This window comes from Acinetobacter sp. YH12226 (assembly GCF_013417805.1).
Lineage (GTDB): Bacteria > Pseudomonadota > Gammaproteobacteria > Pseudomonadales > Moraxellaceae > Acinetobacter.
The window spans coordinates 39,334-54,662 of sequence record NZ_VPDG01000015.1 but is presented as its reverse complement, the minus strand read 5'-3'; the positions used below and the strand labels follow the sequence as shown (position 1 = coordinate 54,662).

The 15,329-nt window shown below is 46.1% G+C and carries 8 protein-coding genes; 3 read left to right on the top strand and 5 right to left on the bottom strand.

Translation table 11 applies throughout. The features are described 5' to 3' along the window. The first annotated feature begins 588 nt into the window (after positions 1-588). Both FTV08_RS12960 and FTV08_RS12955 read left to right on the top strand, forming a co-directional pair. A complete protein-coding gene (locus FTV08_RS12960; protein ID WP_004278573.1) occupies positions 589-918 on the top strand; it encodes a chaperone modulator CbpM in 330 nt (109 codons plus the stop codon). Between the two features lie 89 nt (positions 919-1,007). Further along, positions 1,008-1,271, top strand: a complete 264-nt coding sequence (locus FTV08_RS12955) for a YdcH family protein (protein WP_180087457.1) — start codon at positions 1,008-1,010, stop codon at positions 1,269-1,271. Between the two features lie 138 nt (positions 1,272-1,409). On the opposite strand, the gene pnp is transcribed toward FTV08_RS12955, so the two are convergent. The 5 genes from pnp to FTV08_RS12930 form a co-directional block, all read right to left on the bottom strand. Further along, positions 1,410-3,497, bottom strand: coding sequence for a polyribonucleotide nucleotidyltransferase (gene pnp / locus FTV08_RS12950; RefSeq protein ID WP_171054287.1), 2,088 nt, complete (start codon positions 3,495-3,497; stop codon positions 1,410-1,412). A 260-nt stretch (positions 3,498-3,757) separates the two neighbouring features. Continuing rightward, entirely contained in the window at positions 3,758-4,027 is a 270-nt protein-coding gene (rpsO, locus tag FTV08_RS12945; protein WP_004278577.1) for a 30S ribosomal protein S15, read from the bottom strand. A gap of 893 nt (positions 4,028-4,920) precedes the next feature. After that, positions 4,921-6,702: an exodeoxyribonuclease V subunit alpha gene (recD, locus tag FTV08_RS12940; RefSeq protein ID WP_180087458.1), complete on the bottom strand. Its 1,782-nt coding sequence runs from the start codon at positions 6,700-6,702 to the stop codon at positions 4,921-4,923. Between the two features lie 71 nt (positions 6,703-6,773). Next, positions 6,774-10,898 (bottom strand): UvrD-helicase domain-containing protein, encoded by a 4,125-nt coding sequence (locus FTV08_RS12935; RefSeq protein ID WP_180087456.1) that lies wholly within the window; start codon positions 10,896-10,898, stop codon positions 6,774-6,776. A 4-nt stretch (positions 10,899-10,902) separates the two neighbouring features. Next, positions 10,903-14,613 (bottom strand): exodeoxyribonuclease V subunit gamma, encoded by a 3,711-nt coding sequence (locus FTV08_RS12930; protein ID WP_180087455.1) that lies wholly within the window; start codon positions 14,611-14,613, stop codon positions 10,903-10,905. Positions 14,614-14,790: 177 nt separating this feature from the next. On the opposite strand from FTV08_RS12930, the gene FTV08_RS12925 reads away from it, so the two are divergent. Beyond that, on the top strand, positions 14,791-15,291 hold the full coding sequence (locus FTV08_RS12925) for a hypothetical protein (RefSeq protein WP_180087454.1): 501 nt from the start codon (positions 14,791-14,793) through the stop codon (positions 15,289-15,291). Positions 15,292-15,329: the final 38 nt, after the last annotated feature.

Sequence of the window (15,329 nt, the reverse complement as noted above, 5' to 3'; positions counted from 1 at the left end):
AAAGTGAAGGTAGGGTTTGTTTTAATGTTAAATCTAGATTCTGAGATAAATTCATAAAAAAAGAGCGTATTTACATACGCTCTTTTTACAGCATTTTAACTTTTTTTGCTTAACTGACTGGCATTACCTATATCAGGGGCTTTTTTCTTTGTCATGATTTGAAACAATAAGGTACAAATAAAAACTGTTTTGGAGCAGGCAAAGTCATAATAATGGATCGAAGACGGTTATTTTTTATCCACTTATGATGATCAATCTTCAGCCTCGTTCAATTTTGCCCTCTGGTCTGCTTTGCAGCCCTGATATGGCGCCCTCTATTCAACACAGGAAAGTGATTGAATACGCTTTGTCGATAACACATAAAATTATAAAAACAACTTCAGCTTTAACCTTCTTTGCCTCGCATGCTGCTGATAGATATCCGGTCAGACCGACTGATCCATCAACTACTGGCACATCCCGACTCTTCACTCATGATCATTTGAGTCATCACTCTGAGTCTGCATGTCCAAGGATTGGAAAGCGTTCTATTTTAGCACCTTCCCTTTCTCCGGATTTTGCACACTTGGCTGTTTAAGGAGTAGACCCATGACTACGATTCAGTACCAAGAAAGTTTTTCCCACGGTTATACCCCCTCAGAAATTATGGACGATCGTTCATTTGACTTGATCCACTTTGCAGAAGCCTGTGGACAAAGCCCGGAATGGGTCATGCAGTTAATTGAACATGGAATTTTACCAAATCGTTCTACAACCCCGACCAGCACTTTCCTCGGTGAAGATATCTCGCGTGCACAACGCGCCTATCGCCTGCAACGCGATTTTGATGCCTCATTTAGCGCCGTTGCCATGATGCTGGACCTCATTGATGAAGTGCAGGAGTTACGCCGCGAGGTCAAACATTTGCACTTCAAGTAAATCCTTTTCATGTTCTGTCGATCTGCATTTTTCAGTGCAGATCAGAACATATTTATATTTAATTTTATGATTAGAGTATAAGAATCCCTATGAAAACCAAAGATTGCAATAAGAAAATCAAATACATGTTTCCCGAATACCGCGACTTGATTGTGCAACTTCGCGAGGAAAATCCCTATTTTGCCAAGTTATTCGAGGAACATAACGAGTTGGACAAAGAAATCAGCCAGCTTGAACTTGATCCAGTCAATCATATCAACAATGATATTGAGGCGATCAAGCGTAAAAAACTGAAATTAAAAGATGAAATTTATCGTTTGTTAAAAAGCTCTGAATCAGATCCCTTAACCTGAGATCAACTGAACACCACATTCAGACCAATACTGAAGCATAAAAAAAGCCCTGAGCCAGCCAAAATAAACACTTTGATCAAGCTCAGGGCTTTTTTATTGTTATTCACATGAGTTTTCCCATGTGAATATTTTTAAGAATTAAACTTGTTCGATGTCTTTCATCGTTAATTTAATACGGCCACGGTTATCAACATCCGCAACCTGTACTTTTACTTCCTGACCTTCTTTCAATACATCTGCCACGTTCGCAATGCGTTCGTTTGAGATTTGAGAGATGTGAAGTAAGCCATCAGTACCTGGCAGGATATTTACGAACGCACCGAATTCAACAATACGAATCACTTTACCTGTATAAATTGTACCTGGCTCGATTTCAGCCGTAAGTGCCTGAATCTTGGCAACTGCAGCTTGCGCAGCCGCTTTAGTTTCACCAAATACGCGAACTGTACCGTTATCTTCGATATCAATCGCCGCTTTAGTTTCTTCAGTAATTGCACGAATGGTCGCGCCGCCTTTACCGATCACATCACGGATTTTATCCGGGTTGATGTTGATCACCTGGAAGGTCGGTGCGTGCATCGAAATTTCAGGACGCGCACGTGAAATCACCTGGTTCATCTCATTCAAGATGTGCATACGACCCGCATAAGCCTGGTTCAATGCAGATTCCATGATCTCTTCAGTGATGCCTTCGATCTTGATGTCCATTTGTAGCGCAGTAATACCGTTTGCAGAACCCGCTACTTTAAAGTCCATGTCGCCCAAGTGATCTTCATCACCCAAGATGTCAGAAAGAACTGCGAAACGCTCGCCTTCTTTCACAAGACCCATCGCGATACCCGCAACTGGTGCTTTCAGTGGAACACCAGCATCCATCAATGATAATGAAGCACCACATACAGACGCCATTGAAGACGAACCGTTAGATTCAGTGATGTCAGATACGATACGGATCACGTACGGGAAGCGGTCAGCCGCAGGAAGTACAGCCTGAACACCACGACGTGCCAGACGACCATGACCGATTTCACGACGTTTAGGACCAGATTCACGACCCGTTTCACCTACAGAGTATGCAGGGAAGTTGTAATGCAACATGAAGTTGTCAGTTTTGGTACCTGCAAGGGTATCCACCATCAACGCATCACGTGTATTACCCAAAGTCGTTGTGACCAAGGCCTGAGTTTCACCACGTGTGAACAATGCAGAACCGTGAGCACGATCCAATACGCCTACTTGTACGTCGATTGCACGAACAGTTTTGGTATCACGACCATCGATACGTGGCTTACCAGACAGGATGTTGTCACGTACGGTACGGTATTTAAGGTCTTCGAACAGCTCATTTACTTCTTCTGCAATGCCAGTTTCGTCATTTTCAGGAACGAACTGTGCCACTGCTTCTGCATAAAGCGCGTCAAGTGCCGCATAACGGTCTTGTTTCACTGCAATCGTGTAAGCTTCAGAGATTTTCGCTTCGAATGCTTCTTTCAATTTACCAAGAAGTTCTTCGTTTTTAACTGGAGCAACCCAAGTTGACTCAACCGCGCCTGCAGCTGCAGCAAATTCTTTGATCGCCTGGATCGCAATTTGCATTTCGTCATGACCGAACAATACAGCGCCCAGCATTTGGTCTTCTGAAAGCTCTTTCGCTTCAGATTCAACCATCAATACTGCAGTTTCCGTACCCGCAACAACAAGATCAAGATCAGACTCTTTAAGTTGTTCAAGGTTTGGGTTCAGGATGTATTCACCGTTGATTAAACCAACGCGCGCGCCACCAATCGGACCACGGAAAGGTGTACCAGCGATAGACAATGCAGCTGAAGTACCTAACATTGCAGCAATGTCAGCATCCATGGTTTTGTCAGAAGAAATAACAGTAGCTGTAACTTGAATTTCGTTAAAGTAACCTTCTGGGAACAACGGACGAATTGGACGGTCAATCAGACGTGAAATCAAAGTTTCAGCTTCAGACTGACGGCCTTCACGCTTGCCATAACCACCCGGGATACGACCAGCAGCATATTGCTTTTCTTGATAGTTTACAGTCAATGGGAAGAAGTCTTGACCTGCTTTTGCTTTAGGCTGTGCCACAACAGCAACAAGTACTTGTACGCCGCCCATGGTGATCACAACAGTATTTGCCTGACGGGCAACACGACCTGTTTCCAGGATAACGTTGTGCTGACCGAATTGGAATTCTTTACGAATAATATTAAACATTGACATGTTTTATTTTTTCCTAGTTCTTGTGAACAATTATTCTAGTGGAGACCCCTAAGGTTTGGCATTCATGACCATATGGACGAGTAAATGACAAAGCTTAGAAGCCGACCTCACCAGATTAAATACTATTTTTAAACACAAAGAAGGAGCGAAACATTCGCCCCTTCCACTGGCTCAGCGCAAAGCTAAGCCGACTTTAGTTTTCAGTAATACAGCACAAAGCATGCAATACACCCGAAAATAAAGTTTAAATCGAATTAACGACGTAAACCTAAAGCACCGATCAATGCTACATAACGACCGTGGTCTTTACCGTTAAGGTAGTCAAGTAGTTTACGACGTTGGTTAACCATACGGATTAGACCGCGACGGCTATGGTGGTCGTGTTTGTGCTCTTTGAAGTGACCTTGTAAGTCATTGATTTGAGCAGTTAAAAGAGCTACTTGAACTTCTGGTGAACCAGTGTCGTTTTCAGCGCGAGCGAATTTAGCCATGATCTCTGCGCGATCTGCGTTAGTTAAAGCCATTCGATTTCTCCGAGATGCTTGTATATTTTGATAAAAATCAAAGTGATGAGAATTCAAAACCTTGACTGCCGTGCATCACTACAGCAAGTTGCATATTTTAAGGGAAAACGCATCAAATTGCAAAAATAGATCCAGATTTTTGCATGGTTTTGGTTGCTCATTGATACAGCTCAGATCCGATGACTCTTGTTCCTTAAAGATTCAGGTTTTGCATTATTTTAATGAAATAAATCCAGAATAAATTAAATATAGAAACTCCTTTGAAAAGCCCGCAAACCCTTTAGCTCGCTTGAATCTTCAGCTACTCCCCATAGAAAATGGATAAAAAAAAGCCCGAGTAAACTCGGGCTTTTTGGCGCTGTAGTTCTTTCTCTTATCATTATTATTTATTGTATTATTATGGCGTTTTACGCTTATTATTATTTTCAAACATCCTGTTGAAAAATCATCTTCCTTGTGTGGTAGATTTTGCCATATTCCCACCAGACAACTAGAGGTATTTGCCTCATTTTGCTGTAAGCCATTTCGTACATCACAGGGTGAAAATTTGCATAATGTTACATAGCTCTCGTTTTATTTAACGCTATTTACTTAAGTTTACTGGCTAGGGCTGAAAATTTTTGCTAAGAAATTAGGATAAAAATCCAGCAAGCTTCCTATAAAAAATCAGAATATAAAAAAGCCTTGTAGTCTCTCCCAAAACTACAAGGCTTAGCGGCTGTAAGTTTCCTCTTTCACTTACTTCACTGTAAGTTCGCTGTCTACCGACATTATTATTATCATTATGCGATTATGCTCAACTTTCCGTGTTGAGTTATTTTGTAGAACCAATCTTCTCAAAAACCGAGCAAAAGCTCTATGCGTCAATTTCCTGAATCCTTGTAAGCTTTTACCTACAAGATTTGATTATTTTTGCCAATTAAATTACTAGATTGTTCAATGATTTTTTGGCTCAAACCACTTTTCCGGGTAGTTTTAACACAAAGTGCTTGTGTAAAAGCATCATAATCTACCAATAAACTGACCACTTTTTTGGCTCGAGTAATTGCAGTATAAATCAACTCTTTGCTCAATAAATTTTTTGCATATTGATCCAGCACCACTGCCGTATGGGAAAATTCTGAACCTTGAGATTTATGAATGGTCAGCGCAAAAGCGGTTTCAATACTTTTAGGTAAACGGGTGGCTAATACCCATTTTTCCAGACTCGGGAAATACACTTCAAACTGACGTTGACCAGATTGCTCACGTAAAAAACAGATACCAATATCACCATTGGACAGGCCCAACTGATAGTCGTTATAGCTCATCATGACGGGTCGTCCGACATACCAGTCGCCCTGTTTCAACTGACCTTGGGCTGCTAAAAAACGTTGTTCAATCTGTAGATTGATCTTGAGCAACCCCAGATCACCAGAACGGATTGCCGTTAAAATACGGTAATCATCAAAAGTTTTGACCACCTGTTGCACATAGTGTTCAAAATCAGCTGAGTTTCGTTCTGTTTTTATGGCCTGTACATAAGCCTGATAACCATACATCAGCTGGTCATAATACTGATTCAAATTATGCGCGGTCTGTTCGGCACCAGCGAGCAGGTATTGTAACTGCAACTGGTCGATCTTCACCTGATCCAAATCGATCGCCTGTAACTCACTGGCTGCCACAATCTGCTGCTCAAATTTCTGCAAGACGTGAGAAGGCTCATGATTCTGCTGGATAAACTCCGCCATTGCTCCAATTTTGGCTCCAGCCGCAAAACGTCGCGTGGTGATTAAATTGACCCGGTTTTCCTCCAGAGTCGCCACTTTCTGTAAATCTGCCAGTACCGTTCCGACATCCACAGAGGCCAGCTGGTCTGCATCACCGAGTAAAATCAGCCGTGCATGAGGCGGTATGGCGGCCAGCAACATCTGGGACAGATTCAAATCCAGCATCGAGGCTTCATCGACCACGATCACATCATAGGGCAAAGGCTGTTTGGCATGAAAGCGTGGCTGTCCGCGAGTACCCAAACCTAGTAAGCGATGCAGGGTCACCGGTTGCAACTGTTTTAATGCTTCTAGCTCAAACTGTTGTAACGCTTCACTGTGCAGGGCTTTTTGCAGTGCTTCTTTCATTCGCTGTGCAGCCTTTCCCGTAGGCGCTGCCATAGCGATCCGTATATGCGGCAAGGCTTCATATAGCACCGCAATCATATGTGCCAGCGTATAGGTTTTACCAGTCCCCGGACCGCCGGTAATAATGCTTAAGGCTTGCTGCGCCACCATATGCAGGGCTTTTTGCTGCTGTGGATCTGACAATAGGCTGCGATCACGTTCAGATAAATCAATGGCGGCAACCGGCTGGGTTTTAATTCGTGCAATATGTGCGGCTACCTCCTGCTCTAGCTGCCAGTAGCGGTACAAATATAAATGCTGATCTGCAAAAATAAACGGCGCAATTCCTGTACTTTGCTGACGGCGGTCTAGAACCAGATTGTGTAATAAGACAACCTGCCGAGGATCAACTTCGATACAGCTATCCCCCGCCTGCATCGCTTCAAGCAATTGCTCGATCAAGATTTTTGCTGCCGGATCAAATGTAGCCGTACTAAACGGCGGCTGACACAGATAGTCAATCCAAGCCATTAAATTGGAGTCTTGCTGTGACACGTGATTCTGCTCATTTTCCACACAGTTATCCTCAAAGTTATCCACAGGATAATTTTCTGTTTAATCTCTATATATTTTATAAAACTGCAAAATCAAGCTGATTTTTTCTGCTCAAAATAGCCCAATATTTGATCCAGTTTTTCTATGAATTCAGAGTCCGGTTGCCAATGATAGACTCCTTGCTGCACCTGTCCATTCATCCCGCGCAAATACAGATAGGTTGCGCCGCCCAAGTGCTGCTGAATCGAATAACCCTGCATATTGGCACTCAGATAACGATGCAGCGCCACCAGATACAGAGCGGCCTGCAACCAGTAACTGGACTGGCTCATATTCTGCTGAATCGCCTCAGCACTATAGTGCTGCTGATCAGGTCCGAGGAAGTTACTTTTATAATCGGCAATCTGGTAGCGCTGGCCATCGAAATACACCAGATCGATGGAACCGGTCAAATACCGCGCCGATTTGGCCTCATTAAAATCGCTCATGATCATGTCATGTTCGAGAAAAAGCTGATGGATTTGCCGAATCTGCAAAGGGGCATCGGTCAAGGACAGATAAAAAGGGAATTCTGAAAGATACTGTTTAGCCTCCAGCTGTGCCAAGGCAAAATCTGCCTGGATCGGAGTGGCCAGAATGTCATGTACCCAGTCATGCATCAGGTTCAGCAAAATATCTTCTGTAATTTCGTCCAGAAACCCCTCAAAAGCAGTCTGGAAAATACTGTCCACATTCAGCGATTCAGTGCTTGCAGAGCGTGTGAGCTGGGCCACTTCCTGTTCAAAAAACTGGATAAAGGAGTCATCCGCCAGCCCATCGAAATACACCTGAAACTGATTTAAAAATTCCAACAGAGCTGAACGCTCGAGCTGTTGTGCCGAGTGAAACAGCTGCTGCCATTGCTGGCGATAAGCTTCACTGTGATCATGCAGGCGAATTCCGGTCAATAACTTATAGTTCAGGCTAGACAATACGCGCTGCATACTATGACGCAATTCCTCGGCTTTGAAATCTGCCTGAGCTGTGGCCTGAAACAGGGTTCGCAGATTCACCACAGCAGCCTGATAATGCAGGGAAAAGGCCTGTTCCAGTACACTACGTATATGAAAAGTCTGTTCAAATTTTTCTTTCAGTTCCTGCCAGATTTGCGGTGCGGTATTTTTAAAACGGCGCCGGATTTCCAGATTCCAGTAACTGCTGTCCTGAAAATCAATATGTTCAAAAATGCTGTGCAAGAATGTTCCGGCTACGGTGCCTTTAGGAAAATTCAGCCTAATCCAGTCTAGGGGCACAGCTGCTGGCTGTTCTTCCAGACCGGTAAAATGAATTTCATCGGCAGCACTGTCGGGCTGTTCATAAGCCGTGACCAGATCGTCCTGCAAGATATGTCCATGTAGCTGATGCTGTGACAAAGCCGTAAAACTGGTTTTGGTTCGCGGATAAAACTGCCGCTCTGGCAAAGGTTGCGCCCGCATGTCGACCTGATGATGGTTCGACTGCTCGACCAGGCGCGGTGGCTCCTGAGACAGAGGCGGCTCGACCAGACTTAAAGCATGTTGAAACAGTTGATCTCCCTGACCACGCCAGAAGGCCAGCCCCGAATCGGACTGTGCGTTTTGATCCTGCAGCATGGCATATACTCGGTGACTGGCACGGGTCAGCGCCACATACCAGAGCCGGTGGTTTTCGGCAGCATTACGCGCTGCATTTTGCAGAATCGCCTGCTCATGCAAATTCTTGTGATTGACTGCAATCACCCGGGATTGTTCCAGGATGTTGTCCTGTTCAGGCGCAGACAGGGAAAAATTCAGATTGCCTTTATTCACATCAAAAGCAGCACCTGCTCCCAATAAAAACACCACTTTAAATTCCAGCCCTTTGGAGGCATGAATGGTCATCAGCTGCACCCCATGATCCCCAGACAGCTTGCGTTCTTTTTCGCTGTCCTTGCCTGAAGGTGACTGAAGCTGGCGCAAATACCAGTGATAGAGTTTTTGCGCCCCCTGATAATATTCACTCTGCTGGCTCAGCATCTCGGTCAGATGGCGCAGATTGACCACCACCCGCTCATTGTCCAGACTTTGACTGGCCACCAGATTGGTCCAGACCTGAAACAGGTTCAGTGCATAATTCCAGGCGGTCAAAAAGCCTTTCTCAAACCACATTTCCCGAATTATATCCAGATCCGCAATATAGCGACTGAGGCCTTCACTCTGGCTTTGCAAATCAATCAGTTTTTTCAGATTGAAGCCCAGCAGACGGGTTAGTAAAGCCCGCTTGACCTTGGCCTCATTGAAAGGATCCATAATCGCCGTCAATACGGCTGCGACATCCTGAGCGATTGGACTGGCGAACACGCTCTGTTTGGATTCTTTATAGCAGGGAATGCTCATACGCTGCAGGCGTTGCTTCACCTGTTCCAGCGCATAATGTCCAAATCCCAACACCGCAATATCATCTGCACTCAGGTTTTGCTGATGCTCCTGCTGCTGAAAGTACAATTGTTGCTGGACGGACTGATTCAGCAACGCACGGATTTTCCAGGCCACCTGGTCTGCCTCCAGGTCCGATTCACCTAGCTGAATCCATCGTAAAGGCTGCGGGTTGATCCTGCCCATATCGACCAGATCTGGATGCGGGCGACTACCGGCCTGAATCAAGGTGTACTGCACCTGTTCGCCAAAATCCATTTGCCGCTGGAACAGTGCATCAACCACTTCTACGAGCGGTTTGACTGAACGATGGTTCTGCATCAGGGTATATTCATGACCCTGCTTGTGGCGTACGTCAGCGTGTGCCTTGTTATAAGTCAGCATGTCGCCGCCGCGGAAACCGTAAATTGCCTGTTTCGGATCACCGACCATAATCATGCAACCGGACTGCACCCGGTTGGCATCACGCCAGATCTTGGCCAGCAGATCATCCTGATCCTGATTGGTGTCCTGAAATTCATCGACCAGAATCAGCGGATAACGTGCCTGCACAAACTGGGCAAAACGCTGTCCCTGCTGGCCTTGCAATGCTTCCGCCAATGTACGGATTTGCTGGGAAAAAGTGGTTTCACCCTGCTGCTGTAAGGTTTGCGGCAAACGGGTCTGCACACTTTGAATAATATGAAATTCCAGATAGGTCGTAAGCTGTTGCAGCTGCTCATCCAGATACTGTTTGACCTCGCACAGCGCATCAATTGCCACGATCAGACTATGTTGCAAAATCAGCTGTTGCTCTGCATCCGGACAGCTTTTGTTAAAGACCTGAGTGGTCGGCTGGAAATCGGTTTTCTTGCGGCGCAAATGGCACAGATTCAGTATAATCGGCTGCAATTCAGCATCAAAGAAACTCATTGTTCCTTGAGTTTTCAGGGCTGCGCTCCAGGTCATAAAGTTTTCACAAATTTCGGTTAACTTGGTCAAAAAACTCTTGTGAAAATACTTCGGACTTTCCTGACAATAACGCCGCATCACGGCAAGATCATGCTCCTGAATATTTAATAATTGGCTAATACAGGCTTCCAATTTGTTCAGGTCACATTCAGCCAGTTCGATCTTGCGGAAATTCTGCTTGCTGAAATTCAGGGCATCACGCACCAGCCCGGTATAATGCTCCACCGGTTTCAGCAGATTTTGAACATACAGATGATTGACCATATATTGCGGCTGCTGCTGAATCCAGTCACGCAGCACATCATGAATCAGCTGCTGAATATACAGATCCTGATCTTCGGTCAGTTCTGCACGTTCAATCTTGCCACTTTCAAAGGCAAATTCACGTAACAGTTTCTGGCTAAAGCTGTCCAGGGTGCCGACAAACAGTTCATCCAGCTGGTTTAGCACCAGACGTAAACGGCGACGGGCATAATCCAGCCGTGAACCATAATCTTTCAGTACCTGCTGAAATAAAGGATCGGTTTCATTCTGGATTTTTGCTGCGATTTCAAGTGAATTGAGCTGCTGATGACGCTGGATATAAGCCAGCGTTTCCTCGACGCGAAGCCGTACCCGGTTTTTCAGTTCAGCCGTGGCCTTACGGGTAAATGTCGTCGCAATCACCTGATGCGGATAATACTGGTCCAGAAAAATCCGCACCATCAGACTGGATAGCGTATAGGTCTTGCCGGTGCCTGCCGAGGCTTCAATCCAGTGTAGGCCCCGAAACTTCATGTCCTGAATCGGATTGGTAGAAATGGCTGTTTGCGTCTGCTGCTTTAAGAAAGTCATACGGCTATTTCACCCATTCCAGATGTTGATGAATTGGTGCATACAGGCCATGGGCAAAATCATGACAGCAGTTTTGCAAGGCCAGATCCGGATCCTGATCTTGCAAAATAAATTGCCAATCCTGATGCAAGACACTAGATTCATTCGAAGTCAATGGCTTAGCTGTTTTAGGACTATAACTGTTGTTCCAGGCTTCCAACAATTCCTGCATTTCCACAATGGTCATTTTACCCTGTTCATTCTCGGCCCACTGCCACTCTTTTTTCATCAGTAATTCTGCCGGCAAGACCAGCGGCTGCTGTTGACCAATTTTCCAGGCCTTTAACCAGAGCTGCAAATACTCATGTGCCTTGCTCGAACTCAAGCCAGAAAACTTCAGGGTTTTATTACTGAAAATGACAATGCGCTCCAGTTCTGGTGAGCGTGCATCGTCATTCAAGTAAGCCAGCCATAGCAGATACTCCAGCCAGATCTGGGCACGGCGTTTTTCCGAGGCCGAAGAGGATTGCATACTCAGCCAGTAGCTGCTGTGTGGAACCTGAGGCACGTTTATATGAATGATCAGTTCAGGACTGAACTGCAGGGATTGTTGGGTGACTGGCGTCAGTTCTTTGCCCAACTGTAGCAAACGTTCTTGCAATAACTGCTGTTCCTGCTGGCTGCCCAGCCAGGTGGCTTGCTGGGTTTTGCCCACCGGCAAACGGTCTAGCATCAGGTTTGGCTCAATCTCCTGCTCTTGTTGTAACAGGAAATCCCGCACCTGATACTGTTCCAGCTTGTTCAATAATAAGGGTTCCCGGGAACTCGGCAAATCGGCATAGCGAATCGTGGAAACCCCGACACTTTTCAGGAATAGACGTGCCGGGAAAATCATATCGCGGATCCATTCATCGCCTTTGAGTACCCGGATTTCTTTTTGTTCCAATGCCGGATAATGTGCATTGATCCAGCTGCTGCGCTTGCCTTCGGCACTACGAATATACTCTGCTACCGCAAACCACTGATCCTGATAGCGCGGTGTCTGCATATCTGCGAATCCGGCCGGATCAAAAGGCTGCAAGGGATGCACATGATAAAGCTGCCGAATATGTTGAGCGACTGACAGACCATGAATATCCACCATCGGATCGATTTCGGCATCCGGCTGTTCAGACTGGCAGATCAGCGCGATATGCTGAACCAGTTCCTGCAAGGCAGTGGATGGATCGCGAGCCTCACCATCCTCCAGATCAAAGCCATTATAGAACAGCCATAGATTTTCCTGTGCCAGCAGCAAGGCATCCAGAAAAGCGCCCTGCTCGTCATCCAGACGGGAACGGTCACCGAGTTGCGGCTTCAGGCTGCGCATCAGGTCAAACGGAACCTGTTGATTACGGCTCGGAAATTTACCGCTATCCAGATTCAGCATCACCACCAGTTTATAAGGCAATGGCCGGATCTGGCCAATCTGGCTAAAGGTAATCTGCCCGGTCGGTTCGGCCTGATCCAGCTGCATCTCCAAGGTATTCTGAATTTCTTCCAGCACATAAGGCAGAGGCAAACTCAGTGCCACCAGTTCCTGACTGGCATGTGGATCATCCTGATCATGATAATCGGCCAGGGTCAGCATCCGCATTTGCTTGTCGATAATCTCGGCAACGTTTTTGAGCGATTCCACACCAGCATCACGGAACTCGTTCAGGTCGGTGCGCAGATATTCCAGCCAGGTTTTTACCGGCGTGCGTTGCCCAGTTTCATGCAAAGTCAGCCAGTCACGACGCTGCACCAGATCCTGATAAATCCGGATCAGGGTCGAAATCAGCGGAAAATCACTGGTCAGAACCTTGGCATAACTCAAGGTATCCTGAAACAGGGTATGTTCAGGAATCGCCAGACCCAACGCCAGACGGTCCAGCGCGAATTTAAAGCTAAAACGGTAATCCTCATCACCTACACTGAGGCTTTGCTGTAAATGCTGCTGGTCCAGTCCACGCTTGAAGCCAGCATCTGTCAGCAACTGCAACATCCGTTCTACCTGACTATAGTCCAGACCATAACGTTGCTGGGTCGCATTCAGGCTAAGCCAGTCGGCAAAGTCCTCAATACTGAAACGGCGCCGTACCCACTGAATCCGGCCCAGTACCGCGCGCCAGGCATTGCTGACATCCAGACGCGACACCCCGGCAATCTGGATCGGTAAATACAGGTTATCTTTCTGCAGGCGTTTACTGCCGATCTCACGCTCACGCGGTGGTGGCGCAAAGACACTGCGAATTGCCGGTTCGAGTTCTTTCAGACTTGGCGTCAACACCAGAATATCACTGGGCTGACGCGGCGCTTCTTCATTGCCTTGAGCCAGCCAGTGAATCAGCTGTTCTTTGAGGACTTCCAGCTGACGTAATGAAGAATGGCAGACATGAATCTGTACCGAATCATCGTCAGGGCTTAAAGCATATTGATGCTGTTCAGGTTCTAATAAATACAGGATATCTGACTGGATTTTCGCGAGTAGTTTATCCTGATATTCATCGACAAAGACATCAGCCCAGAGACCTTCTTCCCCCGAAGACAGTTTGGAGAGTAAAGAGAAATGATCACGCGCCTGCTTGCCAAACCGGGTCAGGAGCGGATGCCGGGATTCCCGGTCTTCGGCATTAAAGTTCAGTTGCTTGATCCTGAAATCTTTTATTTCCTCATCATTCGGCTTACGTTGACGAGTTTTTTCAAAGCGCTGAATAAAACGCTCTTCCCGCTGCAAATCAAATCTGGCTTTCCAGTCCGGATCGACACTGTCGGCCCAGTATTCCTGCGAGGGATTAAAATGAAAGATATAAATATCTATGTACTGACCCAGACGGCGTAAAAAATCCAGCTGGCTCGGTGGCAGTTCCAGCAGGCTAAACACCACAATCTGTGCCGGCAGTCGTTTCAGCGCTTGGGCTCGAGTCTCTTCATTTTCCAGTCGTTCCCAATACAGGCGTTCAATTTCCAGAATTTTGGCATAGTCATCCTGAAATACATGCTGCCACAACCAGCGCTGCCAGGCTTCCAGCTCACGCGCCTGAGTCTTGACGAAATCGGCCACCTGCATCTCATGGCCATTTTCATCTTTGGGGCTATAGAGCATCTGTTCGATATCGAGCGCAATATCCTGCCCCCATGCTTCTAGCCAGTTGGTCGGGCAGCTGCAACTTTGCGGTGGACAATTCCGTGCGCAATAACCACGATAATCCATATAATGACTGAACAAACGTGACACCTGCTCCGCTACCCAGTACAGCATGCTCTGTTTTTTTAGCTGTTTTTCTGTGCCCTGCTCCAGCCGGTCGGCACTGTCATAAATCCGTTTCACAATGGAATACAGCGGATGGTCTACATCTAAAGTAATCTGTTCAGGCAGAATGCATTTTCGCAGCGCCTGAAATACCCGCCATTTGATGATAATGCGCGGAATATTGGCCTCACGCACCTGTTCCACTTCTTTAGGCGCATTCAATACCCATTGATAAGAGGTCCATTGAAAGGCGCGAATCCGGTGATGAAACTGGGTATTGGCACTAATGCCTTTTTTCTCGGCAATTTTCTGGGTCAGCCAAGTTTCTACTGCCGGAGATGGCACAATAAAGTGCCGGGTTTGTAGCACCTCAAACGGATTTCGGGCAGTCTGGTTGACAATACGTAGCATACTATCCAAAAGCACATCAATACGTTGACTCTGAATAACATGGATGGCCATTGGTTCCCCTGAACTGCTGAATGTGGTTTTTACTACAAAACGATAAAGATTATTTACTATACATCCCGAGCGCTCTATGACACTTTAAAACCACACTTCAGTCGAAAAATTTCTTTGAAAAAAGCATCTTAAAGATGCTTGAATAGAAAAAAACAACATAGAGCTTAGGTAGTGCCCATGAAATTAGATAAAATTCCTGAACGTCTCGATCCGAGCCTAGATTTAGAACAAATCCGCGACGAATGCCTGGAACTCACCAAAAAACGCGCCTACTATTCTGCTGGCGCCGCGGTGATTCCGGTACCTTTTATGGACGTGGTCATTGATGTCGGTATCTTGTCGCAATTGATTCCCGAGATCAATGCCCGCTTCGGTCTGTCCCCTGAGCAGATCAGTGTCTACGATCCGAAAACCCGTCAGATTCACTGGCAGGAGCTGCGTAAACGTGGCGTAGAATTTTCCGGCCTGGTGGTCGCACGCACGGCAGTTAAAAAATCTTTGAACAATGTTGCAGCGAAAGTGCTGATAAAGCAAGTCACAAAATTCATTCCACTAGGTGGTCAGCTGGTGGCCGCAAGTCTGGGTTATTTTGTCATGAAAAAAATTGCCGATGCTCATGTGCAAGACTGCTATCGCACGGCTAAAAGTATCCAGCAAAAACAGGTCGCCCAAGGTTAATACTATTTAAGCTGAATATTTTTAAACTTTTTAAAATC